At 58.9% G+C, this 24,837-nt stretch carries 19 protein-coding genes and 1 tRNA gene; 15 read left to right on the top strand and 5 right to left on the bottom strand.

Translation table 11 applies throughout. The features are described from left to right. The first annotated feature begins 426 nt into the window (after positions 1 to 426). From BFQ04_RS02030 to thrS, 15 genes are all read left to right on the top strand, one after another. On the top strand, positions 427 to 1,140 hold the full coding sequence (locus BFQ04_RS02030) for an autoinducer binding domain-containing protein (protein WP_065949349.1): 714 nt from the start codon (positions 427 to 429) through the stop codon (positions 1,138 to 1,140). Positions 1,141 to 1,314: 174 nt separating this feature from the next. After that, positions 1,315 to 1,869, top strand: coding sequence for an acyl-homoserine-lactone synthase (locus BFQ04_RS02025; RefSeq protein ID WP_232790547.1), 555 nt, complete (start codon positions 1,315 to 1,317; stop codon positions 1,867 to 1,869). An 87-nt stretch (positions 1,870 to 1,956) separates the two neighbouring features. After that, positions 1,957 to 2,907 carry a diiron oxygenase gene (locus BFQ04_RS02020; RefSeq protein ID WP_065949347.1) on the top strand — a complete coding sequence of 317 codons (951 nt, stop codon included), beginning with the start codon at positions 1,957 to 1,959 and terminating at the stop codon, positions 2,905 to 2,907. A 25-nt stretch (positions 2,908 to 2,932) separates the two neighbouring features. Next, on the top strand, positions 2,933 to 3,532 hold the full coding sequence (locus tag BFQ04_RS28190; RefSeq protein WP_083216665.1) for an anthranilate synthase component II: 600 nt from the start codon (positions 2,933 to 2,935) through the stop codon (positions 3,530 to 3,532). A gap of 40 nt (positions 3,533 to 3,572) precedes the next feature. After that, complete coding sequence (gene pabB, locus BFQ04_RS02015) at positions 3,573 to 5,033, top strand: aminodeoxychorismate synthase component I (protein WP_083217904.1); 1,461 nt, start codon at positions 3,573 to 3,575, stop codon at positions 5,031 to 5,033. Then, positions 5,030 to 6,292, top strand: a complete 1,263-nt coding sequence (locus tag BFQ04_RS02010) for a chorismate mutase (RefSeq protein ID WP_065949346.1) — start codon at positions 5,030 to 5,032, stop codon at positions 6,290 to 6,292. Before pabB ends, BFQ04_RS02010 begins: the two co-directional genes overlap by 4 nt. Continuing rightward, positions 6,289 to 7,611 carry a hypothetical protein gene (locus BFQ04_RS02005; RefSeq protein WP_065949345.1) on the top strand — a complete coding sequence of 441 codons (1,323 nt, stop codon included), beginning with the start codon at positions 6,289 to 6,291 and terminating at the stop codon, positions 7,609 to 7,611. The genes BFQ04_RS02010 and BFQ04_RS02005 overlap by 4 nt, the downstream gene beginning before the upstream one ends. Further along, the gene (locus tag BFQ04_RS02000; protein ID WP_065949344.1) at positions 7,608 to 9,311 is read left to right on the top strand and encodes a thiamine pyrophosphate-binding protein; all 1,704 of its coding nucleotides are present in this window, start codon (positions 7,608 to 7,610) and stop codon (positions 9,309 to 9,311) included. The genes BFQ04_RS02005 and BFQ04_RS02000 overlap by 4 nt, the downstream gene beginning before the upstream one ends. A gap of 41 nt (positions 9,312 to 9,352) precedes the next feature. After that, positions 9,353 to 15,085, top strand: a complete 5,733-nt coding sequence (locus BFQ04_RS01995) for a non-ribosomal peptide synthetase (RefSeq protein ID WP_065949343.1) — start codon at positions 9,353 to 9,355, stop codon at positions 15,083 to 15,085. Between the two features lie 42 nt (positions 15,086 to 15,127). Beyond that, entirely contained in the window at positions 15,128 to 15,772 is a 645-nt protein-coding gene (locus BFQ04_RS01990; protein WP_065949342.1) for an isochorismatase family protein, read from the top strand. Then, a complete protein-coding gene (locus tag BFQ04_RS29810; RefSeq protein WP_065949341.1) occupies positions 15,769 to 16,035 on the top strand; it encodes a phosphopantetheine-binding protein in 267 nt (88 codons plus the stop codon). The genes BFQ04_RS01990 and BFQ04_RS29810 overlap by 4 nt, the downstream gene beginning before the upstream one ends. Then, complete coding sequence (locus BFQ04_RS01980; protein WP_065949340.1) at positions 16,032 to 16,802, top strand: 2,3-dihydro-2,3-dihydroxybenzoate dehydrogenase; 771 nt, start codon at positions 16,032 to 16,034, stop codon at positions 16,800 to 16,802. Before BFQ04_RS29810 ends, BFQ04_RS01980 begins: the two co-directional genes overlap by 4 nt. 17 nt (positions 16,803 to 16,819) lie before the next feature. Then, entirely contained in the window at positions 16,820 to 17,995 is a 1,176-nt protein-coding gene (locus BFQ04_RS01975) for a 3-deoxy-7-phosphoheptulonate synthase (protein WP_083217903.1), read from the top strand. Then, the gene (locus BFQ04_RS01970) at positions 17,992 to 19,410 is read left to right on the top strand and encodes a chorismate-binding protein (protein ID WP_065949338.1); all 1,419 of its coding nucleotides are present in this window, start codon (positions 17,992 to 17,994) and stop codon (positions 19,408 to 19,410) included. The genes BFQ04_RS01975 and BFQ04_RS01970 overlap by 4 nt, the downstream gene beginning before the upstream one ends. A 126-nt stretch (positions 19,411 to 19,536) precedes the next feature. Then, a complete protein-coding gene (gene thrS / locus BFQ04_RS01965; protein ID WP_065949337.1) occupies positions 19,537 to 21,450 on the top strand; it encodes a threonine--tRNA ligase in 1,914 nt (637 codons plus the stop codon). Positions 21,451 to 21,553: 103 nt separating this feature from the next. On the opposite strand, the gene BFQ04_RS01960 is transcribed toward thrS, so the two are convergent. The 5 genes from BFQ04_RS01960 to pal form a co-directional block, all read right to left on the bottom strand. After that, positions 21,554 to 22,024 carry an SRPBCC family protein gene (locus tag BFQ04_RS01960; RefSeq protein WP_065949336.1) on the bottom strand — a complete coding sequence of 157 codons (471 nt, stop codon included), beginning with the start codon at positions 22,022 to 22,024 and terminating at the stop codon, positions 21,554 to 21,556. A 424-nt stretch (positions 22,025 to 22,448) separates the two neighbouring features. After that, positions 22,449 to 22,524: transfer RNA gene (locus BFQ04_RS01955), tRNA-Lys, on the bottom strand. Between the two features lie 132 nt (positions 22,525 to 22,656). Next, the gene (gene queE, locus BFQ04_RS01950) at positions 22,657 to 23,304 is read right to left on the bottom strand and encodes a 7-carboxy-7-deazaguanine synthase QueE (protein ID WP_065949335.1); all 648 of its coding nucleotides are present in this window, start codon (positions 23,302 to 23,304) and stop codon (positions 22,657 to 22,659) included. 164 nt (positions 23,305 to 23,468) lie between these two features. After that, the gene (gene ybgF, locus BFQ04_RS01945) at positions 23,469 to 24,314 is read right to left on the bottom strand and encodes a tol-pal system protein YbgF (protein WP_065949334.1); all 846 of its coding nucleotides are present in this window, start codon (positions 24,312 to 24,314) and stop codon (positions 23,469 to 23,471) included. A 6-nt stretch (positions 24,315 to 24,320) separates the two neighbouring features. Next, entirely contained in the window at positions 24,321 to 24,821 is a 501-nt protein-coding gene (pal, locus tag BFQ04_RS01940; protein WP_003193861.1) for a peptidoglycan-associated lipoprotein Pal, read from the bottom strand. Between the last annotated feature and the right edge of the window lie 16 nt (positions 24,822 to 24,837).

Below are 24,837 nucleotides of genomic sequence, written 5' to 3'. Positions count from 1 at the left end.
GCGCGAAAGTCGAGTGTACCACCGGCTCTGGAGCCCTTCGGGCGCCGCCGGACGAAGTGTGTGTTCATCAAGCACGGGTAAAGCTGAAGCTGCGCAAGGCTACAGAATATCGAATGGATTCAAAAGCCTAATCTGGCGCACGCAGGCCTGCCCGTCGGCCACAAACACACGTGAGCCTACGCCGGCCGCGTCACTTGCCTGACTCTATAGTTTCACTAGTGCCCACAGCCCGTTGATAGTATCTTCGCCGCGATGTTTCTAAACATTTCAAGGCTGCATGAATGCCAGGTCAGATCTGCTTCATTCAGGCGCTGCTGAAAAAATAAGGATGGGACGCCGCTCCCGGCACCTTCATCAGGTAACGCGGAGCCGGGCACAGTCCCTGAAACGTGACTTGCCGTTGAGGCAGAGAGACAAGGAGGTCTGATGAATACATGGAAAGGCGATATGTGGAACATTTTCGAGTTCGACATATGTGAACAAAGTATTTTCAAAAAAATTACCGCCACTGCGCAGCAACTCGGCTTTGACCACTGCGCTTATGGCCTGCAACTGCCTTTGCCACTGACCGCCCCCAAGGTAATTATTCTCGACAACTACCCTGATGCCTGGAGAGCCCGCTACAGCGCGGCTCACTACGTCAAGAGTGATCCTGCGGTCCTGCATGGGCGTCGCACGCAGGATCCACTGGTCTGGAGTGCGTCAAGTTTCAGTCTCGCCCCTGAACTGTGGGAGGAGGCAAATGCTTATGGCATTAAAGTAGGCTGGTCGCAGTCGCACATCGATCTGATTGGCGCCGGCGGTATGCTCAGCGTGTCGAGGTGCGCACAGCCACTGAGCCCATCAGAACTGGCGGATATTCAAAGCAAACTTGTCTGGCTGGTGTCCATTGCTCATTCGTCGCTGTCGAGAGCCATCACCCATCGTCATCGAAAAGAACAAGACCCCAACCTGACGTTTCGTGAATTGGAAGTACTCAAATGGACCGCCGATGGAAAATCAGCAGGCGAGATTTCAGACATTCTTACCGTGTCTAAAAACACCATAGACTTTCATATTAAAAATGCCATTCTCAAGCTAAAAACCTGCAATAAAACCGCTGCCGTCGTGCGTGCGGCCATGCTCGGTTTACTTGTGTGAATGAGTGATCGAATACTCAGCGCGTCAATAATATAGCGCTGTCGAGTGCCAGAATCATGGCATGGACGAAACTAGCACGCGGTGCCCAGTCGGGCAACCTACGATTTATGGTAGGTGGCCCGTGACCCATTTTTATATCTAATTGCCCGGCAGACTCTCGCCAGGTGATAAAAAGTGCACTTCATTACCGGAACATCATCCACATTGCCGCCCGCTGTAATGACCGCGATAGGACACTATCGTCACAAAGTGTTCGTTGAACACCTGGGTTGGAAGCTGAATTGCACCGACGGTCTCGAATACGATCAATTCGATCGTGACGACACCGTCTATGTGGTTGCTCGGAATGACGATGATCACATCATCGGCACTGCCCGGTTACTCAGCACCACCCGCCCCTATTTATTGAGCGAAGTGTTTCCCGAGTTGTTAAGCGGCGAAACACCGCCGAATTCGGAAACTGTCCTGGAATTGTCGCGCTTCGCCGCAATGGATTTCGACGTGCGAAATAAAAAAGCGGCGTCTCAGTTTTCTTCCGATATCGCCATCGACTTGATGCGCGAAACCCTGGCGAGCGCCGCCGGCCAGGGCGCAAACAAGTTAATTACGGTGTCGCCCCTGGGCGTTGAACGGTTGCTGCGCAATGTCGGCATTCATGCCAGCCGTGCCGGAAAAGTCACGCACTCCGACGGAAAGAAGATTTTCGCATCGTGGATAACAGTCGCGTGATTCACCCCTTTTTTATTAGCTGACAGACACACCACCGTCGACCGCGACGCTGTTCGCGCCTCGTGTCTCAACCCCTGGAGGGCCGTCATGCCTGAATCTCAATTGCTCAATAAAATTACCGACACCTGGTACGCCAAGGCGACCGTACGCTCAACCCCACGCATTCTCGTGCCCGACTACAGCAGCGAACAGCTTATTTATCCAGTGGCGCGCTGCTCTATCTGCGAGCACCCCTTGGTGCTGGAGCTGGGCCCGCAGGTACGCTCGTATATCTTGACCCAGGCGGCTTATCAGTTTTTGTACGGCGTCGGCTTACTCGAAACAAAATTCGTCATCCAGTGCTGTCTGGACATGCTTCATAACAATATTAAAGACATCAGTGATGCAGCCAAACTGCAGGCGCTGACGGTAATCGTTGACGAGGGCTACCATGCTCATGTTGCGCTTGACTACATCATTCAGATGAAGAAAAAGAGCGCCATTGAACCCCTGGAAGTGCCGCAAACCAATCGCAAACTTGATGCCACCGCGCGCGCCTATGCCAGCCTGCCGGAAAGTATGCGCATGGACTTCCAACTGTTGGCCGTGACACTCGCCGAGAACGTCTTGACCGATGAAGTTGCCAACTTGGGCCGTGAGCGGGAACTGGCCCAGTCGTTTACCACATTGATGATGGACCATGTACGCGATGAAGGCCGCCATTCTCGATTTTTCGCGGACTTGATGAAAGAGCGCTGGCGACAACTGCCTCGCGCAACACAAGAACACTTCGGTTTAATGCTACCGGCCTACCTGGATGATTTTCTCGGGGCCGATCTCAGCCGTGGTTTCGAACGCAAGATACTCGCTCATTGCGGTTTGACCGAGGCGCAGGCAGAACAAGTGATTCATGAATCCGATCCGCACTTCTCGACGGATCAGGCCCGCATGAAAAAATCGATATTGCAACGTATCTACCGACTGCTCGACCAGATCGGCGTATTAGAACTGGACAGCGTTAAAGATGCTTTTTCAGATCGCAACTATGTCACGACTTGAGCGTTAAGAAACGAGAGCCGGCCCTATGTTCAAGACTTTGATCATCGATAACTTCGATTCTTTCACCTACAACCTCTATCAATATATGGGGCAAGTAACGGGGGAAGAACCTGATGTCTTTACCAATGATGCGTCGCCCCACGATATCGACTTGGGCCGCTACGACTGCATCATCGTATCTCCAGGCCCGGGCACACCCAAGCGCCGGCAAGACGTGGGGATCAGTGAAGACATGATCCGCGACGCGCATGTGCCTCTGCTGGGGGTTTGCCTCGGGCATCAGTGCATGGCGCACGTGCATGGCATGGATGTGGACCATGCGCCGGAACCCATGCACGGCAGGGTCAGGCATATACGCCACAACAATGAAGGCGTGTTCAAAGGCCTGCCCGTGGATATGCCGGTGGTTCGTTATCACTCCCTCGTGGTGAAGGCGCTCAAGGGGCCCTTCGAACTCAGCGCCTGGGATGAAAACGGCATGATCCACGGTATCCGCCATACCGAACGACCGCTCTACGGCATCCAGTTCCATCCCGAATCCATCTGTACCGACTCCGGGCTCGACCTGCTGCGCAACTTTCGAGACATCGCGCATCGGCACAAGCTCGAGCGTCTACCCCGCTAAACCTGCCGGATGCCGGCATCACAACTATCAGGAGTGGGCAATGACGACCTTTGATGTCGAAGTCAGAGCGCTTGATTACAACCCCGATCCATTGCGTGTATTTCGCAGCGAGTTTCTTGCTTCGCCGCGTCATTTCTTTCTCGAAAGCAGCGTGGTGAAACCAGGTTTTTCGCGTTTCTCCTTTATGGGCGATTCCCATGGCCGCCTTGCTGAAACGATCACCTACGACACCTCCTCCCGCAGCGTGCGCGTTGAGCGCAGCGACGGCGTTACCCGGGAGCCGACGTCGGACTTTCTTGAGTTGATGGCCGCGCGCCTCAACCATTACCACTGCGAGCAGCCGCAGTGGCTGCCATTTGACTTCAACCTCGGGTACGTCGGCCTGCTGGGCTACGAACTCAAGTGCGAAACCCTCGGCGCTCAGGCTTACGCATCCCACTCACACGATGCAGCATTCATCCTGGCAACCCGGATGATTGCTTTCGACCACGCCGAGCAGCGCTGTTACCTGCTGTACCTGGTTGAACATGACGAAGACCGGCAGGATGCGGCGCAGTGGTTCGATCAGGTCCAGGCGCGACTGCGCGAGCAACCCCAGGTGGCGGAGCCTGTCAGTCGTCAACGCAAGCTGTCACTGCCTCAGGTTGAGGCGTGGATACAAGAGCACGCCTGCATACGGCACTCCAAGCAGCGCTACATCGACAAGATCAACGAGGCCCAGCGCGAGATCATTGACGGTGAGACCTATGAGGTCTGCCTGACCAACTTGATCGAGTTTGCGTTCGCCGACTCATCCTTCGACCTTTATTGCGTAATGCGCGAGCTGACGCCCGCTCCTCACGCCGGTTATTTTTCGATCCCCGACTTTCAGATCATCAGTTCGTCACCGGAACGCTTTCTGAAAATCGACCGTCACCACCAAGTGGAAGCCAAGCCGATCAAAGGCACCCGGCCGCGCGGGCGGTGCGCCGAGGAAGATCAGGAACTGATCGAACAGATGCGCGGTGACGAAAAAGACCGGGCAGAAAACCTGATGATCGTCGACCTGTTGCGCAACGACCTGGGGCAGGTCTGCACCATTGGTTCGGTAAGGGTGCCAGCGCTGTTTGCGGTCGAAACCTACTCCCACGTGCACCAGCTGGTCTCGACCATCAGCGGGCAGCTCAAACCATCACTCAGCGCGGTTGACTGTGTACGGGCGACGTTTCCGGGTGGCTCGATGACCGGCGCGCCGAAGAAACGCACGATGGAAATCATCGACCGCCTCGAAGAGGGCCCACGTGGCGCCTATTCCGGCTCGCTCGGCTGGTTTGGCCTGGGCGGCGCCTGCGATCTCAACATCATGATTCGCTCCATCACCGTCGACGCCCAGGTCGCCCGCTTCGGCGTCGGCGGCGCAATTACCTCGCTCTCTGACCCGCTGGGCGAATACATCGAGACCATGGTCAAGGCCAGCGGTGTTGTCGAGGCCGTCACACAATTGAGGAGTACATCGGTATGAGCCTTTCCTCCCCGCATCGCCATGCCGTTGTCGTCGGCATACTCGGCTCAATCGGCCAGCTACTGGCCAATCAACTGAGCATTGCCGGGTACAGCGTCACCGGTATTGATATTGCCGTCGATGATCAATCGGCGCAGCCCCACACGGTTATCCAGGGCGATGTCTTGCGTCCCGGCAATGAAATAAAGCAGCGACTGGGTGATGCTCAAATCCTCGTGTTGGCGTTGGCCCAGAACGTCCTGAGCGAAGCGCTGCCGCAGCTGTTGCCCTCTTTACGCTCCGATTGCCTGATCGTCGACACCCTGTCGATCAAGAGCGAATTCGCCGACTTCGTCGCGACGCTGGATGTAGCGCAACCCATGGTCGGCATCAACCCGATGTTTTCCGGCGACCTGGATCCTGCCGGCAGGCCTGTGGCCGTGGTGACCTACCGCGACGGCGACGGCGACGCAGTGGCCCGGCTTGTCGAGTGGTTGCACAGCTGGCCAGCGAATGTTTTCCAGATGACCGCCAGCGAGCATGATCGGACGATGGCATACCTGCAGACCCTTGGCCACGCGTTGGTCATGGGAATGGGTTTGACGCTGGCGGAGTCCGCCGCCCCTCTGGAGAACTTGTTCGAACTGGCCCCGCCCCCCTTCAAGGTCATGCTCGCGCTGCTGGCGCGCATGACTAAAAACCATCCCGATGTGTACTGGGAAATCCAGTCGAACAACCCCTACTCCCAGGAAATACGCAGTCGCATGCTGGCGCAGCTGGGCAAGCTTGATGACAGGGTCAATAGCGGCTCACGCCTGGATTACCACGTGTCGATGGCGATGCTGAGGAACGCGCTGAAGCCACTGAATCCGGGGCTCGAAAATACCAGTCGCCACCTGTTTGAGCAGCTTGACCAGGCGCCCAAAGCGATTGAAGGGGCACCTGAAAGCCTGGCCGACTACCGCCAACGTATCGACCACATCGACGATCAGCTGGTGGACTTGCTCGGCCAGCGCCTGAGCCTCATTCGAGAGGTAGCGCAAAGCAAAAAAGATCACCAGACCGCCGTCATGCAGCCCAACCGCGTGGTCCAGGTCGTCGAGCGTTGCAAGGCCAGGGGTCGCCGGCACCACATCCGCGAATCCCTGATCGAGCAACTCTACGGGCTGATCATCGATGAAGCCTGCCAGATCGAATACGACGTGATTGGCGGCCCCCGCGAGTCGCTTTACGAAGCCAGCCCATCCGCCTTCACCTCAAGCGCAGAGAAAACCCAATGAGCAATGTCAAACAACAAACCGCCCAGATCGTCGATTGGTTGAGCTCAACCCTGGGCAAGGACCACCAGTACCGTGAGGACAGCCTGAGCCTCACGGCGAACGAAAACTATCCCAGCGCCCTGGTGCGCCTGACATCCGGCTCTACAGCCGGTGCGTTCTACCATTGCTCGTTTCCCTTTGAAGTACCCGCAGGCGAGTGGCATTTCCCGGAACCGGGTCACATGAATGCCATCGCCGATCAAGTGCGTGACCTGGGTAAAACACTGATTGGTGCGCAGGCCTTCGACTGGCGCCCGAACGGCGGCTCGACAGCCGAGCAGGCTCTGATGCTCGCGGCGTGCAAACCGGGTGAAGGCTTTGTCCATTTTGCTCACCGCGACGGCGGCCACTTTGCGCTGGAGAGCCTGGCGCAGAAAATGGGGATCGAGATTTTCCACCTGCCGGTGAACCCGACCAGCCTGCTGATTGACGTCGCCAAACTCGATGAGATGGTCCGGCGCAACCCGCATATCCGTATCGTCATTCTCGATCAATCATTCAAGCTGCGCTGGCAGCCGCTGGCCGAGATCCGCAGCGTGCTGCCCGACTCCTGCACCCTGACGTATGACATGAGCCACGACGGCGGCCTGATCATGGGGGGCGTGTTCGATTCTCCCCTCAGTTGTGGCGCCGACATCGTCCATGGCAACACGCACAAGACGATCCCCGGCCCGCAAAAAGGCTATATCGGCTTCAAGTCGGCTCAGCATCCCCTGCTGGTAGACACCTCGCTATGGGTCTGCCCGCATTTGCAGAGCAACTGCCACGCCGAACAACTGCCGCCAATGTGGGTGGCATTCAAGGAGATGGAACTCTTCGGTCGGGACTATGCCGCGCAGATCGTCAGTAATGCCAAGACTCTGGCCCGTCACCTGCATGAGTTGGGGCTGGATGTGACCGGTGAGTCGTTCGGTTTCACCCAGACCCACCAAGTGCACTTTGCCGTGGGTGATCTGCAAAAAGCCCTGGACCTGTGCGTCAACAGCCTGCATGCCGGCGGCATTCGTTCCACCAATATCGAAATTCCCGGCAAACCGGGCGTGCATGGCATCCGCCTGGGTGTTCAGGCGATGACACGCCGTGGCATGAAAGAAAAAGATTTCGAAGTGGTCGCACGCTTCATCGCCGACCTGTACTTCAAGAAAACCGAACCGGCCAAGGTCGCGCAACAGATCAAGGAATTCCTCCAGGCCTTCCCCCTCGCGCCATTGGCCTACTCCTTCGATAACTACCTGGATGAGGAGTTACTGGCGGCGGTGTATCAGGGAGCCCAACGATGACCAACCTCCCCTCCACGCACATCAACCTGACCTCCGAGGAGGTCAGTCTGGGCGACCTGGTGGGTCGCGTGTTGGTAGAAAGCGGGATCGATGACCTGTTTTGCATTCCCGGTGACTTCACCATGCAGCTGTCGCGTGAGCTGTTGACCACGCCGGGGCTCGCACTCAGGACGATGTCCCATGAGTACGGCACCACACTGGCGGCGTTGGGTTATGCCGTCGGCAAAGGGGTGCCCGGCGCCGTGTGCTTCACCTACGGCGTCGGCGTGCTGAACGCCACCAACGCCATTGCCCAAGCCTATGTAGAGCGCGTGCCGTTGCTGGTGTTTTCCGGCTCTCCAGGTACCCGTGAGCGCCAGGCGCCGTTATTCCTGCACCACACGATCGTGGATCACCAGACCCAATATCGCATCATGAAGGAGATTACGGTGCACCAGGTCTGTGTGACGGACCCGCACCAGGTGCTGGAGCAACTGCGCGAAGCCGTGGCCTTGGCGGTGCTTCACTCCAGGCCGGTGTATATCGAAATTCCCCGAGACCTGTTCCAGGCGCGGGTGCGCTACAGCCCTGCCCGTCGAGTGCCGTTGGAACCCTCGACACGCTATAGCCAGGCCGCTCGCCAGGCCGCGGAGCTGGCTTACGCGCTGGTGCGCAAAGCCCGGGATCCGGTGTTCGTGCCCGGCCTTGATCTCAAGCGGCGCGGGCTGACGGACCTGGCCATGCGCGTCTGCGAGCGCCTGGCCATGCCGTGGGTGGCCACGCCGATGTCCCGAGGCGGCATCCCCGTTTCGCACCCCAACTACCGCGGCATCTATGCCGGGCCTGCGTCACCCTCTCGGGTTACCCGTGAGCTGTTGGCCAAATGCGATGTACTGATGCTCATCGGCGAACCCAACTCTGACGTCAACATGGGCATCGCCAGTCATATCGCCAAGGGCCGCTTGATCCACGCCGATGACGGCAAGATCAGCGTCGGGCGTCAGCACTTCAACGCCTCCACCGCCGAGTTCCTGATTGCCTTCAGCGATGTGATCCACAACGCCAAGACACCGCTGGCACCACTGACCGAGACGCAAAAGGACTTCATCGTACCGACGCCGGCCAGCCTCTACCCCTCAGAAGAAAGCCCGTTGACGCCCTTCGACATCATCAACGAGCTCAACCGTCATTTCGTCACCCAACCGGATACCCAGCTGGTGGTCGACTGCGGCGACGTGTTCTTCATGTCCCTGGGCATGTTCCCTGCCGACGTTCTGACCTCGCCGCTGTACATGAGCATGGGGATCGCCGTGCCGGGCGCCATGGGCTACCAATTGGGTACAGGCAAGCGGCCTATCGTGCTGGTGGGCGATGGTGCGTTTCATATGACCGGCAACGAGCTGATGCGAGCCGCCAAATTCGGCCTGAGTCCTATCGTGATTGTGCTCAACAACCAACGCTGGGCCTCGCTTTCCTCGGATGCGGCAGATATCGCGCTGACCGAACAGATGCCCATGAGCTTCTCGGCAGCCGGGCAATTCCTGCAAGTCCAGGCGTTCACCGCCACCACGGGCCGCGAACTGCGCCAGCACCTGGAAGAAGCCTTGAACATGGACAGACCGGTACTGATCGACGCTCAAGTCGACCCGTCCAAGCGCAGCTATTTGTGCGAGCGTTTTTTCGATGCGGTGAAAGGCCAGCAGCACTTGCCCAAGGCATGACCTCTCTTGCATTTACCATTTCCGACCGGAGTTAAACTGGCATGTCAGCCTCATTCACCACTGCTTTGACATCTGCCCAACAGTCGATCTGGATGGGGCATCAATTCGATCCGCAAAGCCCCGCCTACAACGTTGCCAGCTATATCGAAATGAGCGGCGATATCGATCCCCAGCGACTTCAGCACGCCCTGCAGCGGGCGGTGGACGACATCGAAGCACTACGTGCGCGCTTTCATGAAGACGAGACTCAGGGCGGCGCGCTGACCCAGACCATCCTCGCCCAAGTGGCCGTCGAGCTCAACGTGCTGGCAGTGGATGCCGAGCAAGCGCGCAGCTGGATGGAGAGCGACCTGGCCCGTCCCACTGACCTGACGAGCGGCCCGATCTTCTCCAGCGCGCTGCTACAGGTGGCGCCCAACGTCAACTATTGGTACTTCAAAACCCACCATATCGTCATGGATGGCGTTGCGCTCTCCATGCTGTTCAAACGCGTTGCCGACCTCTACGGGCAAGCCCCGGACCTCTGCTCGCCATCGCCTTTCGGCAGTGTTCGGCAGGTGCTGGAGAACGAGCAGGCCTGGCGCGCATCGCCGGCCTTTGCACAGGACCGTGCATTCTGGCAGCAGCACTGCCAGGACATGGCCGAAGTGGCCAGCCTCAACAGTGATGTCGCTCAGCCGTCCTACCAGGCCATCCAACATCGCCGGGTGCTGGACGAATCCATCATGGCCAGCTTGCGCGAACGCGCCGAGGCCATGGATTCGCAATGGGTCAACGTGCTGTTGGCGGCCTTTGGCGCGTTTGTCGGGCGTAGCACGGGTTACCGACAGGTGACCGTTGGCGTCCCCATGATGAACCGCTTCGCCACGGGCGCAATCAACGTGCCCTGCACCCTGGCCAATGTGCTGCCGCTGCGCCTGGACATCAAACCCGGCCAAAGCGTTGAGCAACTGGTCGCCAGCGTGCAGGCACAGTTGGACCGCATGCGCCCTCATCAGCGCTATCGGGCCGAAGACATCCGCCGCGATTGCAACCTGCTGGGGGACAACCGACGCCTGACCGGACCGCAAATCAACATCGATTTCTTCTCCGCAAAGCTGTCGTTCGATGGCGTTCCCGGCGAGGTCCATGTGCTCAGCGCAGGCCCGGCCGATGATCTCTCGCTGCTGATCCAAACCCCGGCCGACGATAAAACGCTGAACATCATTGCCATGGCCAACCCGGCGCTGTACAGCCGCGCTGCCCTTGAACGGCACGTGCAACGGTTCATCGACTTTGTCGAACGTTTCGCCGCGGCCAGCGACACGCCATTGGGGCAGTTGGACGCCTACGATGCAACAGACCCGGGCTACGCCCAAGGCAATGCCTGCTTCAGCCCGGTCAACCAGGCGCATACGCTGGCGCAGACCCTGGTCGAACGCTTTGAGCGCGCCGTCCACGCGACTCCGGACGCCATCGCCCTGACCTTCAACGGCGAACACCTCACCTATCAGGCGCTGAACCAACGCGCCAACCGTCTTGCCCATTTGATCCAGGACCAGACCGGGCAAACCAGCCCCCAACCGGTCGCGCTGCTATTGGCGCGCTCGGTCCAAACCTTTGTGTGCATCCTTGGCGTATTGAAGGCCGGCGCGCATTACGTGCCACTGGACCCGGATGCACCCGCCGAACGCATCACCACCATTCTTGAGGACACCTGCCCGACACTGGTGATCTGCGACCAGTCCAGCCAGGCGCTGGTCTCGGGCAGCGACGTGAAGGTCATGGTGATCGACACCCCATCGTGCATGGATGCGGTGCAACAGCAATCGATCGACAACCTGCAATCGGGCCCTCGTGCCAACGACCTGGCCTACATCATCTACACCTCAGGTTCGACGGGCAAACCCAAAGGCGTGTGCATCACCCACCACAACGTCGTGCGTCTGTTCGAAAACACCCATCACTGGTTTGATTACCGCAGCAGCGACGTGTGGACGGCCTGTCACGGCTACATCTTCGACGCTTCCGTGTGGGAAATGTGGGGCGCATTCGCGCATGGCGGCCGCCTGGTGCTGGTACCGGTGGACACGACCCGCGACCCGGAAAAACTGCTGGAACTGGTGGTGCAGGAGCAGGTGACGGTATTCGGCCAGATCCCCTCTGCGTTCTACCGTTTCATGGAGGCCCAGGCCGATCAGCCAGCGCTGGCCGCTCGACTGAATCTGCGCTACCAGTGCTTTGGCGGCGAAGCGCTGGACTTGAGCCGGCTCAAACCCTGGTTCGAACACTACGGTCACAGCCGGACGCGCTTGCTTAACCTGTATGGCATCACCGAAACGACCATCAACGCGACGTACCAGTTCGTCACGCTGGAACAGGTGCAGACCAACCAGGGCAGCCTGATCGGCACGGTCTACGATGACCTGGACATCAAGGTTCTGGATGACGCGCTGCGTCCGGTACCCGTGGGCGGTTATGGCGAGATGTACGTACGGGGCGCAGGCCTCGCCCGTGGTTACCTCAATCGCCAGGACCTGGATGCCACGCGTTTTGTGGCCGACCCTTTCGGTGCCCCCGGTGAGCGCATGTACCGCAGCGGTGACGTGGCGGCATTGCAGGAGGGTGGCGTACTGGAATACATCGGGCGGGCCGACCAGCAGGTCAAGGTCCGCGGTTATCGCATTGAATTGGGCGAAATCGAAACCCAACTGCGTGGCCACCCGCTGTTGTCCGACGCCATTGCATTGGTGGTGACCGACGCCTCGGGCGATCCCAAGCTGGTGGCGCACGTCGTCCCCAAAGCCACCTGCCGTTGCGAGGATATCGACACCGCACAGGTGCGCGACTATCTGCGCGAGCGGTTACCGTCCTACATGGTGCCCGGCGCCATCGGCGTGCAAGAGCGCCTGCCCGTCACCTTGAGCGGCAAGGTTGATCGCAAGGCCCTGCCGACCATTGCCCTGTCGGGCGCACGCCAGGTCGAAGCGCCACGCGATGAGTTGGACGAGCGAGTGCTGGCCGCCTGGAGTGAGCAACTGGAGATAGACACCCTCGGCATCGATGACAACTTCTTCGATATCGGCGGCGATTCAATCAAAGCCATTCGGATCTGCCGGGACCTGGGACTGCCGGTCACCGAACTGTTCGACCACCCCACCCCCCGGGCCAACGCAGACTACCTGCGCGATCATCAAGACAACGACGCGCAAGGCGCGGTCAACTGGCTGCATGCGTTCGACAAGAGCGCAAAGAAAGAGCGCTTGAACCTGGTCTGCGTTCCATTTGCCGGCGGCAATGCGTTTGCCTACCGTAACCTGGTCAACCAGCTGTCGAGTGTCTTCAACTGTGTCTCGGTGAACTTGCCGGGGCACGACATCATGCGCCCGGACGAAGGCATGCAAGCGCTGGAAGTCGTCGCTGATGCCGCGACCCAGGAAATTCTCGCCACGTTGAGCGGGCCGATTATCGTCTACGGGCACTGCGCCGGTAACGCCACCGCCATCGAAATCGCACGCCGCCTCGAACAGGCCGGCGCCGACCTCAAGGCCCTGGTGATTGGCGGTATGCTGCTGGATCAGGACCCGGTCGACGTGCAGGCCAGGGTTGCCGACCAGAGCGGCGAAAACATTATTGATTTCCTGCAGCAGATCGGCGGATTCAAGGAAGTCCTCGACGATGCCAGCATGGCAAGCATCGCGCGCATGACCAAGCATGACGCTACCCAGACGGCGCGCTTTTTCGCCGAGGAAGCGCTGAACCGGCAAACGCTGCAAGCCCCCATTCATGTAATCGTCGGCGACATGGACCCGCTCACGCCCGACTATGAGGAGCGCTACAAGGATTGGCAGATGTACTCCTCGGACGTGACGCTGTCAGTGATCGAAGGCGGCGGGCATTATTTCGTGACCGATCTTGCCGAACCGTTGGCGCAGGTGTTGCTGGCGAACTATAAGCACCTCAACCCGGTTGCACCCGTGCGTGCGCCCCGTGCCCTGCGCGCGTTTCATAACCCGTTCGATGATGTCGAGGGCCGTTTCAGCCTGCTCGCCAACGATGCCCGCCAGCTTTCCTTGTGGCCTGAGTTTGCGCCCACGCCGGCTGGCTGGACTGCCCTGTTCGGCCCGGCCAGTCACAGCGAATGCCTGGCCCGCACACAAGCCCACGACCACGAGGCGCTTATCAGTCCTCCTGCACCGACCGAAGGGCTCGATGCACCTTACTGGCCCGAAGCGTTCGAGTCTCGCTACCGCGCCAGTGGCTGGTGGACCGGGGAAACCCTCGGCGCCATCCTCACCCGCCACGCACTGCTCGCCCCGCAGCGGGTAGCCGTTACCGACGGCGATCGGAACCTGAGCTATTCGCAACTGGACAGCAATGCCGACCGCATTGCCGACGGCTTCGCCACCCTCGGTGTGAAGGCCGGTGACCGAGTGGTTGTGCAATTGCCGAACTCCCTGGAGTTCATCGAAACCATCTTCGGCCTGTTTCGCCTTGGCGCGATTCCGGTGTTTGCGTTGCCCTCGGATCGCCTGAACGAAATCACGCACATCTTTGAGATTTCAGGTGCGATCGCCTACGTGATCAAGGACCAGGCGCTGGGTTTCGATTACCGGCGTATCGCAACCGAGCTCACGCAGCAGATTGCGTCGATCAAGCAGGTCATCGTGGTCGGTGATGCCGAAGGGTTCGTCCCGTTCGCCAACCTGTACGGACGCACCGCCGCCTGGCCGCAGCGCAGTTCGCGCGAGCCTGCGCTTATCACCTTGTCCGGCGGCAGCACGGCACTGCCCAAACTCATCCTGCGCCGCCATGACGACTACCTTTACAGCTTCAAGGCCAGCGCCCGGATCTGCCAACTGGACAGCGACAGCGTGTACCTGTGCGTGCTGCCTGCCGGGCATAACTTCACGCTCAGTTCGCCGGGCTTCCTCGGCGTGCTGTACGCCGGCGGGCGCGTCGTCATGACCTCGGACCCCAGCGGTTCAGCCGCCTTTGCCCTGATAGAGCGCGAGCGCGTGACACTGACGTCGGTGGTTCCAAGCCTGGCCCAGGCCTGGCTGCATGCCTCCCGCGACCATGACCTGTCCAGCCTGCAGTTGCTGCAGGTCGGAGGCGCGCGCCTGAGCGATGACGTCGCCGAGCGGCTTGCCACCTCGTTCGACTGCCAGCTGCAGCAGGTCTATGGCATGTCCGAAGGCCTGGTTTGCTACACGGCAGTGGGTGACACCGAGGAGCACGTGTTGCATACCCAGGGACGCCCGATCAGCAGTGGCGATGAAATCCTGATCGTCGACGAAAACGATGAGCCCGTGGCCAATGGGGTCGCCGGGCAATTGCTGGTACGCGGCCCCTACACCATCCGCGGCTACCTGAACGCGCCGGAACACAATGCCAGGGCCTTCACGCCAGATGGTTTCTACCGCACGGGGGATGTCGTGGTGTTCCGCGATGACGGCTACCTGGTGGTCACCGGCCGCATCAAGGACCAAGTGAACCGCGGCGGCGAAAAAATCGCCGCAGAAGAAATAGAAGGTTATCTGCTTGCTCATCCAGGCGTTCTGGAGGCCGGGATCATCGGGCTGCCGGACGAGTACCTGGGTGAGGTGTCGTGCGCCGTGGTCGTATTGGCGCCCGGCGCGCAGCTGACTGCCAGCGCCCTCAAGTCGTTCGTTCGCCAGCAAGGCATAGCGGCCTTCAAAGTGCCGGATCAGGTTCATCTGGTCCCGTCGTTGCCCAAGACCACGCTGGGCAAGATCGACAAGAAATTACTGCGAGTACAACTGGGCCAATAAACCCAAGGCTTAACTGGCACCTGAACCTACAAGGACTGAATAATGGCAATCCCGAAAATCATGGAATACCGCGCACCGAGCGAAGTGGCACTGCAACGCAAACCGTTGGACTGGACCGTCGAGCCGTCCCGTGCGGCGCTGTTGATCCACGATATGCAGAATTACTTCCTGGCGCCTTACGCCTCCAAGGCGTTCATCGATGGCGTGATACACCGTATCGCCGCCATCAAGGAGTGCTGCCATGCGCTGAATATTCCGGTGTATTACACCGCCCAGCCGGGCAACCAATCCAGTGACGACCGCGGCTTGCTGACGGACTTCTGGGGGCCGGGCATGCCCGAGGAAGGCAACGCCAAGGACATCGTCGCAGGGCTTGAACCCACCGCCGAGCGCGACGAGGTGCTGGTCAAGCATCGCTACAGCGCCTTTGCCAAATCGCCTCTTCTCAAGAGTTTGCAGGAGGGCCGGCGCGACCAACTGATTATCTGTGGTGTGTATGCCCACATCGGTTGCCTGGTCACGGCGACCGAAGCATTCATGTGCGACATCCAGCCCTTCGTGGTGGCGGATGCCATGGGCGACTTCTCTCTGGACTTGCATGAAATGGCGATACGCCATATGGCCAGTTGCTCCAGCAAAATCATGTCCTGCGACGACATGCTGGCAGAACTGGGGAAGGCACGATGACCCAGGGCAAGCTGATCTACGACAAAGCGGATTTTTATGCCGAGATTGCCGCGATACTGCGCATCCCCACGGAGGAGCTTGCCGAACTCGAGTCGCCTCAAGAGGCTGGAGTCGACTCGGTTCGCCTGCTGACGCTCAGTGAGAAATGGCGCAAGCGCGGCATTGACGTGAGCTTCATGGAGCTTGCCGAACGGCCCGGGTTTACCGCCTGGTGGGAACTGCTCAGCGCGCGGATGCCTGTGACGGAGTGCGAGCAGCCATGAACCGTTTCGAACATCAGTCGATTGTCGTTACCGGCGCGGCCCAGGGTATCGGTGCCGCCATCACCCGCCTGCTGCTCCAGGAAGGCGCCGATGTGTTTGCCCTGGACAACAACGCCCAGGCATTGGCAGCGCTGGCAGACGAACAACGCTCACCCAGGCTGCATCCGAAGGTGGTCGATATCACCCGGCCCCACGAAGTGGAAGTGGCCATTGCCGCCATTGACAACCAGTACCCGCTGACCGGGCTGGTCAACAATGCCGGTGTGCTGGTCGCCAAGAGCATTGCCACTACGTCAGCCGAAGAATGGCAAACGACCTTTGAGGTGAATGTCCACGGTACCTTCTTCGTCTCCAGGGCCGTGGCCAGTCGTATGGCCGAACGGGGTCAAGGCGCAATCGTTACGGTTGCCTCCAATGCCGGCAGCACGCCGCGCATCAACATGGGCGCTTACTGTTCGTCCAAGGCCGCGGCAGCCATGCTCACCCGGTGCATAGGCCTGGAGTTCGCCGCTCAGGGAATTCGTTGCAATGTCGTATCGCCCGGCTCGACCCGCACCTCCATGCTGGCAACCATTGCCGGTGAAGGACCGCAGACCGAGCAGCGCATCATAGCGGGCGATCCCGGGCAATATCGACTCGGGATTCCGCTGCAAAAAATCGCCGAGCCGCAGGATATTGCTGCGGTAGTGGCCTTTCTGCTGTCTGGCGATGCGAACCACATAACCCTGCAAAACCTGGTCGTTGACGGTGGGGCCACCTTTGAGTGAGTCGCCTATCGCCATTGATGTCGAGTACTGCCTGGAGGCTTGAAGTGTTGAATCTCGATTCGGTATACGCGTCGCAATCCTGGCGACCGGGAAGCTGGCGCGATAAAGAGCGCCGGCACATGCCTAACTATCAAGGCAAGCAGCTGCCCGCCGTGCTCAAGCAACTGTCACGGCTGCCCGGGCTGGTCAGTGAAGACGACATTGTCCGGCTGCGACGGGCACTCGTGCACGCAGCGCAAGGGCACACGTTCGTGCAGCTGATGGGCCAACGTGAACAAAGCCTGAACGATGTTACTCACGCCACGTTCGATCAACGCTTCAAGACGGTTGAATCGTTGAGCCGCTACCTCGCATTGATGCTGGGCCTGCCAGTACTGGCAATCGGCTCGGTCGCCGGCAGTTATGCGCACACCCAACCTGACGCCACAGAACTCGTCGACGGCATCACGCTGGATCGCTACTTTGGCGACATGGTCAACTGCCAGGCGCCAACGCCGTGGGCCAGGCGCCCGGACGCCAACCGCCTGCTGTGGGCTTACGAGGCCACTGAAGCGGCAATGCAGCGGTTGCGCGCCAAGGCATCGGCGATCCATACCAGCCATGAGTGCGCGCATCTGGACTATGAAGAAGCCCTGGTACGTCGCACCCGTCACTCGGGTTTCTATGCCTCCAGTGCATCGTTACTGTGGATCGAGGCGTGCAACCTGTTCAGCGACAGTTGCTACGTGGAATTTGCCCGTGGCCTGGACAACCCTATCGCCCTTCGCCTCGGGGGGCCATTGGATACGCACACGCTGGTCAACATCGTGGAGCGCCTCAACCCTGAGCGTCAAACGGGCAAAATCCTCCTGATTGCCAATACCGCAGATGGCACCCAAGCAGTGGGCGAAGCGATCCGCGCCCTGCAGACACAACGATCACCCGTAATCTGGTTATGTGACCCACTCAATAGGCACACCGCGCACCCAGCGACCTGCAGCCTGACCCAAAGCGTCGCCCAGCAATGGGATCAGACCCTGAATCTGCACAGGACCCTCGACAGCCGGTTGAGTGGCATCGCCCTGGAAGTTCGCAGCCACGCCTCGAGTCTTGCGGCCCCTGAGCGCCATGAAGACGCAGTGCCCTTCTTCGATTTTCAAAAAACCTTGCAGCTATGCAGTCATCTGGCCCATGCCTATCGGGAGTCTCGATGAATACCCCTAAACAGTCGAGCTACGCCAACCCTTATCCAAACCTGAACGCACACGAACTGGGCGCCGCGTTGTTACCGGTATTGGAGCGGCTTTTTCCGAAGCTGGCCGGTGAGTTCATGGGCTTGTTCAGCCAGCATACCGACGGCGTGCGAACGTCGATGGTCGGCCTGGGCAGTGAGTTTCGCGTAGTGGTCACCCATGATGGGGCGCACCTGAACCTGCAGTTGCAGCACGAGGAGGCGGTGTGTCTGGCGCAGACGCTGGCACTGGACGCTTCGCGATTGTTCCATGAACAGTTGTTTGATGCGGTGGCCCGCTTTGTGGAGCAGCTATGCCCATGGTTGATGCAAAAGCATGGCTTGCCCGCTTCTGCGACTTTCCTCGGAGGCTGGCGTTGCGCAACCCATCCCGAACACTTGAGTGAACCACTGGTCTTCACCCTGCCCCGGCTATTCTGCCGGATCAGCGACGAGCAGCTGACGTTCAGCTGTCTGCACGACGATATCTGGTACGCCATCGACGAGCGCCTCATCGCCTCTGCGGCAGACTTCACGCCAACGGCCAACCCGCGCATCACCCAACGCGAAGACATTCCTGCGTGTGCCGACTACGTCAACGATCTGGTCGGTTTGTTGAACGAGCTTGCCTGCACCGATGCAGACAAAGTGGTCATTGGCCGTGAAGTCAAACTGACCCTCGAACGGCCAATTTCACCCGCACTGCTGCTGCGCCTGGTGGCACCGCGCCCCAACCCGCATTACGAATTCGTCTTCCGATGGGCCGACCAGGTGGCCTGGGTCGGTATTTCACCCGAGACGCTGCTGCGCAAGGACAACGACCTGCTGGTTGTCGAGCCTTTGGCGGGAACCCGCAAAGGCTCGAGCGAGGGTGAAAAAAACGCCCGCTATCGGCACGAACTCACCAGCGACCTGAAGGAACTCGAGGAGCATGAAACCGCAGCCGGGCTCTTTCTTGAACAGCTGGCCACGGTCTGCGAGAACGGCTCATTGGACTTGCGCGAGTCGCGCAGCGTAATCGACCTGGGTTATGTGCAACACCTCAAGAGCTTGATCAGTGGCACGGTAAAAGCAGGGCTGAACGTATTCGATGCCTTGGCGGCGGTCTATCCACCCGCCACGATCTGGGGGAAACCCTTGGCCGTCTGCGGCGAACGTATTCGTCGCTATGAACAAATCGACCGCGGCTTTTTTACCGGTGGGCTTGGTTACTTCACCCTGGGAGATGATGCCAACTTCGCGCTGGCCATTCGCACGGTCAAGCTCACCGAATCGCACATTCATGTCTACGCCGGCAGCGGCATCGTCAAAGCCAGTGACCCCTACCGGGAATGGTTGGAAACCACTAACAAAATGAAACCCTATCTCGCCAATGAATATGTATGGAACATATCGTGATATGGTTGCACACCGCAGTTCCAGACGCTCAGGCAGCATACACAGGATGTGTTGCTTATAAGCTCATGTGCCTATACACGATGCATTCACCCGTTAGAAACTATTAATATTCGAGCACCCTTACATATGGTCACTATCGCTCTACCGGACGGCAGTCGCAGAGATTTTCCAGAAGCTTTGACTGTGCAACAGCTGGCTCAATCCATTGGCGCAGGCCTCGCTGCCGCGACGATTGGCGGCAAGGTCGACGGCACGCTGGTCGATGCCAGCTACCTCCTGGAAACAGACGCTACCGTAGAGATTGTCACGACCAAAAGCCCGCAAGCGCTGGAGCTGATACGCCATTCGACGGCCCACTTGATGGCACAGGCGGTTCAGCGCCTGTACCCCGGCACGCAAGTAACGATAGGCCCCGTTATTGATAATGGCTTCTATTACGACTTCGTGGCACCTCGTCCTTTCACAATGGACGATCTTCCGCTCATCGAAGCCGAAATGACCAGGATCGTCAAAGAACAACTACCGGTTACCCGTACGCAATTACCACGGGATGAAGCACTGGCGTTTTTTGAACAACTGGGCGAAAGCTACAAGACGCAAATCATCGACGCCATACCCGCCGGGGAAACGCTCTCACTTTATACCCAGGGCGAGTTCACCGACCTGTGCCGTGGGCCGCATGTGCCCAACACAGCGAAGCTTGGCGCCTTCAAACTGATGAAAGTGGCTGGCGCCTACTGGCGCGGCGACTCCAACAACATCATGCTCAGCCGTATCTACGGCACTGCCTGGGGCAACGAAAAAGAGCTCAAGGCCTACTTGAATCAACTTCAAGAAGCTGAAAAGCGTGATCACCGCAAACTGGCAAAACAGTTCGACTTGTTTCACCAACAAGAAGAAGCGCCAGGCATGGTCTTTTGGCACCCCAAGGGCTGGTCGTTGTGGCAGACGGTCGAACAGTACATGCGCCGGGTTTACCGCGATGGCGGCTACCGTGAAGTCAAGTCGCCGCAAGTACTCGACAGCACCCTGTGGAAGAAATCAGGGCACTGGGACAACTACAAAGAAAACATGTTTGTCACTGAGTCCGAAAACCGCCAGTACGCACTCAAACCGATGAACTGCCCCGGCCACATCCAAATCTTCAAGCATGGCCTGCGCAGCCACCGTGAACTGCCGATCCGTTACGGCGAGTTCGGCGGCTGCCACCGCAACGAGCCTTCGGGCGCTTTGCACGGCATTATGCGGGTGCGCGCATTTACCCAGGATGACGGGCACATTTTCTGCACCGAAGAGCAAATCGCGGCCGAGATCAAGGCGTTCCATTACCAGGCAGTCAAGGTTTATGCCGACTTCGGCTTCACTGACATTGCGGTAAAAATCGCACTGCGTCCTGAGCCAGGCAAACGCCTGGGCAGCGACGAAGTGTGGGACAAGGCCGAAAACCTGTTGCGTGAAGCCCTGTCCGAGTGTGATGTGGAGTGGGAAGAACTGCCGGGCGAAGGCGCGTTCTACAGCCCCAAGATCGAGTACCACCTGCGTGACGCCATCGGGCGTGAATGGCAGGTAGGCACGATGCAGGTCGACTATCACATGCCGGATCGCCTGGGCGCCGAATACGTCGATGAGCATTCGCAACGACGCAAGCCGGTCATGCTGCACCGCGCAATCGTGGGCTCTCTGGAGCGGTTCCTTGGCATTCTCATCGAACACCATGCCGGTCAGTTCCCGCTCTGGCTTGCGCCGGTGCAGGCCATCGTCGTGACGGTCACTGATGCACAGAACGATTATGCCGACCAGACACGCAATGACCTGGTCCAGCTTGGGTTCAGGGTGGAAGCTGATCTGCGCAATGAGAAAATCGGCTACAAGATTCGTGAAAGCACTCTTCAACGCGTGCCTTACTTGCTCGTGGTCGGTGAGCGCGAAAAAGAAAACGGTACTGTCACCGTGCGCTCGCGCGCAGGCGAAGACTTGGGGAGCATGACGATGGAAGCGCTGCACGCCTTCCTGTTGAACGAGCAATCAGCAGGCGGCTGATTATCGGTTCGCAACAAAAAAAGGCCATTCTCGCGAATGGCCTTTTGCGTTTTAACCGTTCACCCGACAGTGCCGGCACGGTGGGCGCCCCGGCACCTGTTGCTCATCCGTTGAAGAGCGCCTGCACGTTCTTCATCGCATCGTCGGCAAAACCCTGCAGGAACGCCTCGAATGCCGGCACGTCCTCCTTGCTGCCAGTGTGCGGCTGACCAATGATGGTCCAGGTCGCCTGGCTCTGGTTGTCACCGTCAGGCACAACCTGCATCACCGCCCAGAGGTTGCCGATGTTCAGCGAGGTGTAGAGCAGTGACCAGGTCATGGCCATCGCTTGATCGTCATGGGTATTGAGTTGCTCAATCACCACATTGCCGTCCTTGAACAGTTTCTTGCGCACCGAACGCACGCCCTCGCCCGTCATTTCGATATGCGCCAGCGCAGGGATAAACGTTGCGAAACCGGCGAAATCCCCAACGACATTCCACACGCTGCGCGCATCGCTCTTCACCGTGACACTCGCGACGACAGGATTGCCCACTGGATTGCGGACCAAAGTATCGGGTTCAAACTGTTGCACAAGAAAGTTCCTCTGCTGTTCAGATAAGTCGATTTGCTTAAGATAGACGTACCCCTTTGCAGTGCGCTGTTCCTGACCGGTTAATCGCCACCCATGGTCCGAGACGTGAATCGCGATAAACCGTGCAAGGAAGGCCACCGGCATCCGGTCGAAATCGAGCGCCCGTTCGGGTACCTGCTTAAGTTGCAGCGAATCCTTGAGCATTGACATAAGACGGTTCTGATGCAGCCGGCACACATCGGCACGCGTATTGAGCGCAATGTTCCCCAGCGTTCTGCCGTTCAGGAATGTGTATGGGCTAACCAGCGAGATGAACCGATCACGGCGCAATGCGTGTCGATTTGGCGATGCGGAATGACAGGCAAAAAAAAACCCGGAAATCCTCACTTGCGTGGGCCTTCCGGATTTTCTAAACCGCCAAAAATGGTGGGTCGTGTGGGATTCGAACCTACGACCAATTGGTTAAAAGCCAACTGCTCTACCAACTGAGCTAACGACCCGCTGTGTGGTGGCGCGTATAATACTGATTTCTAAGGATTATTCAACACCTTATTTGAAAAAATCAGAAATAACGCATTGAAGCTAAAAATGGCGCGGTTTGAAGGCCTTCCACAGCCTTCTCATCAGCCGCATCAGCGACCTGGTTCGTCGTTCCACAGGTATTTGTGCAACTGCAATTGCAGACGCACCGGCAGGTTATCCGCCACTACCCAGTCCGCAAGCTCGCGCGCGTTGAGGTCGTGATGACTCGGGGAGAACAGCACCTCCCCTGCTCGACGTTCAAGCCCATACTGGATCAGCTTGGAAGTCGCCCAGTCATAATCATTACGAGAGCAGATGACGAACTTGACCTGATCGTTAGCCGTCAGCAAGTCCATGTTCTCGTAGCGATTGCGGTGGGCTTCCTTGGAGTCAGGGGTCTTCAGATCGACCACTCGGCTGACACGCGGATCTACCGCAGAGATATCCAAGGCGCCGCTGGTTTCCAGCGACACCTCGTAGCCTGCGTCACACAGCTGTTTAAGCAAGGGGATGGCATTGGGTTGCGCCAATGGCTCGCCGCCCGTCACACAGACGTAGCGCGGCCGGTAACCGGCAACCTGCTCTAGGATGTCATCCAGGGTGCGTAGGGTGCCGCCGCTGAAGGCATAGGCGCTGTCACAGTATTGACAACGCAAGGGGCAGCCAGTGAGTCGTACGAATACGGTAGGCAGGCCGGCAGTGCGCGTTTCACCCTGCAACGAGTAAAAAACTTCGGTAATACGTAATGTGTCTTGCATAGTCGCCACGGGCGTAACAGCTAAACAGGCTGTCCGCCTCCGTCAGGCACTTCAAGGGATCGCGCCAACGCGTCAACCCCAGGAAGCGTGTGTCATAAAAGGGCGTGGATTCTAACGAAAAAACCCGCGCCAGGCGCGGGTTTCTTCTAAACGGGCTGCATTGCCTACAAGCGTTGCAGATCCCGCTGGGCCAGCTGCGCGGCGGAGGAGCCCGGATACTGGGCAACCACCTGCTGCAGAATGCCTTTGACCTTGTCGGTATGACCCAGGCGGCGTTCTACGTCAGCCAGTTTATACAGCGAGTCCGGCACCTTGGAATGCTTGGGGTACAGCTGGCTGACCTTGGCAAACGCCTGGCCCGCCCCCTGCAAATCACCTTTTGTCAGGTTGACCTCACCCAACCAGTACTGGGCATTGCCCGCGTACTGACTATTGGGGTACTTGCGCAGGAACGCGGTAAAGGCCTGGCTGGCCTTATCGAAGTCCTTGGCCTTGATCAGGTCGAAGGCTGCATCGTAATACAGTTTTTCCTTCGCCGGATCGCCCGGTTCGCTGCTCGCGGCAGGGGCAGCCGCTGCGGCCCCCGCTACTGCGCCACCAGCAGCAGCACCACCGGCAGCGGCACTGGGCGCGCCACCGGCAGAAGAATTATCAGGAGTAGCGGCAGGTGCAACACCGGCTCCAATACGTCGATCAAGATCCTGGTAACGTTCCAGGCCTTCTTGCTTGAGTTGATTCACTTGATTCTGCAGAACTTCAATGGCGCCTTGTTGCTGGGCCAATTGATCCTGCATGCGTTGCAGCTGGTTGAACAGCTCGCCCTGTGCCGAGGGCGCGGCCGTAGCCGCCCCCCCAGCATAGGCGCCGTTCGTGCCATAACCCGCTGGCGGATAACTGCTGCCGCTATTGTTATAGCCAGAGTTGCTATCCGTTACAGGAACCGCAGCCCACACCGCAAGCGGTGCGAGGCTGAGAGCCAATACAGTCAGAGCACGACGGCACGTTCGCATGACGAATTACTTACGCAGTTCGACGCGACGGTTCTGAGCCCACGACTGCTCGTCGTTGCCAGTTGCAACTGGACGCTCTTTACCGTAGGAAACCAGTTCCAGTTGGCCTGGAGCAACACCTTGCAGTACCAGGTAGCGCTGAACGGCTTTCGCACGACGCTCGCCCAGAGCCATGTTGTACTCACGAGTACCACGGGCGTCAGTGTTACCTTCCAGAACAACGCGAGCGCCGTTAGCTTTCAGGTCCTTGGCGTGAACGTCCAGAGCGCGCATGGCTTCTGGCTTCAGGTCCGAACTGTCGTATTCGAAGTAGAAAGTGGTGATCGCGCGCAGAGCAGCTTCTTCGCTCAGGGAGCCGTCGACTGCACCAGTGTTAGCGCCGTAACCAGCGTTTGGATCAACAGCTGCGCCTTCACCGGCATTGTCGCCGCCTTTAGAGGAGCAACCAACGGCTACGGACAGAGCCAGAGCCAGAGCAGCAAACTTACCAAACTTCAGCATTTCCATCGTGAAACTCCTAATG

This window comes from Pseudomonas sp. 37 R 15 (assembly GCF_900004865.1).
Classification (GTDB): Bacteria; Pseudomonadota; Gammaproteobacteria; order Pseudomonadales; family Pseudomonadaceae; genus Aquipseudomonas; species Aquipseudomonas fluorescens_AM.
Note: the sequence above shows the minus strand (reverse complement) of the source record. Positions and strands in the feature narration are given on the sequence as shown.

Excerpts from the sequence above, each read along its gene's own strand:
- BFQ04_RS01970 (WP_065949338.1), top strand. The coding sequence starts at position 17,992 with ATGAATACCCCTAAACAGTCGAGCTACGCCAACCCTTATCCAAACCTG.
- BFQ04_RS01995 (WP_065949343.1), top strand. The coding sequence starts at position 9,353 with ATGTCAGCCTCATTCACCACTGCTTTGACATCTGCCCAACAGTCGATC.
- pabB (WP_083217904.1), top strand. The coding sequence starts at position 3,573 with ATGACGACCTTTGATGTCGAAGTCAGAGCGCTTGATTACAACCCCGAT.
- BFQ04_RS02005 (WP_065949345.1), top strand. The coding sequence starts at position 6,289 with ATGAGCAATGTCAAACAACAAACCGCCCAGATCGTCGATTGGTTGAGC.
- queE (WP_065949335.1), bottom strand. The coding sequence starts at position 23,304 with ATGCAAGACACATTACGTATTACCGAAGTTTTTTACTCGTTGCAGGGT.
- pal (WP_003193861.1), bottom strand. The coding sequence starts at position 24,821 with ATGGAAATGCTGAAGTTTGGTAAGTTTGCTGCTCTGGCTCTGGCTCTG.
- thrS (WP_065949337.1), top strand. The coding sequence starts at position 19,537 with ATGGTCACTATCGCTCTACCGGACGGCAGTCGCAGAGATTTTCCAGAA.
- BFQ04_RS02000 (WP_065949344.1), top strand. The coding sequence starts at position 7,608 with ATGACCAACCTCCCCTCCACGCACATCAACCTGACCTCCGAGGAGGTC.
- BFQ04_RS01990 (WP_065949342.1), top strand. The coding sequence starts at position 15,128 with ATGGCAATCCCGAAAATCATGGAATACCGCGCACCGAGCGAAGTGGCA.
- BFQ04_RS02020 (WP_065949347.1), top strand. The coding sequence starts at position 1,957 with ATGCCTGAATCTCAATTGCTCAATAAAATTACCGACACCTGGTACGCC.
- BFQ04_RS02010 (WP_065949346.1), top strand. The coding sequence starts at position 5,030 with ATGAGCCTTTCCTCCCCGCATCGCCATGCCGTTGTCGTCGGCATACTC.
- ybgF (WP_065949334.1), bottom strand. The coding sequence starts at position 24,314 with ATGCGAACGTGCCGTCGTGCTCTGACTGTATTGGCTCTCAGCCTCGCA.
- BFQ04_RS02030 (WP_065949349.1), top strand. The coding sequence starts at position 427 with ATGAATACATGGAAAGGCGATATGTGGAACATTTTCGAGTTCGACATA.
- BFQ04_RS01975 (WP_083217903.1), top strand. The coding sequence starts at position 16,820 with ATGTCGAGTACTGCCTGGAGGCTTGAAGTGTTGAATCTCGATTCGGTA.
- BFQ04_RS28190 (WP_083216665.1), top strand. The coding sequence starts at position 2,933 with ATGTTCAAGACTTTGATCATCGATAACTTCGATTCTTTCACCTACAAC.
- BFQ04_RS29810 (WP_065949341.1), top strand. The coding sequence starts at position 15,769 with ATGACCCAGGGCAAGCTGATCTACGACAAAGCGGATTTTTATGCCGAG.
- BFQ04_RS01980 (WP_065949340.1), top strand. The coding sequence starts at position 16,032 with ATGAACCGTTTCGAACATCAGTCGATTGTCGTTACCGGCGCGGCCCAG.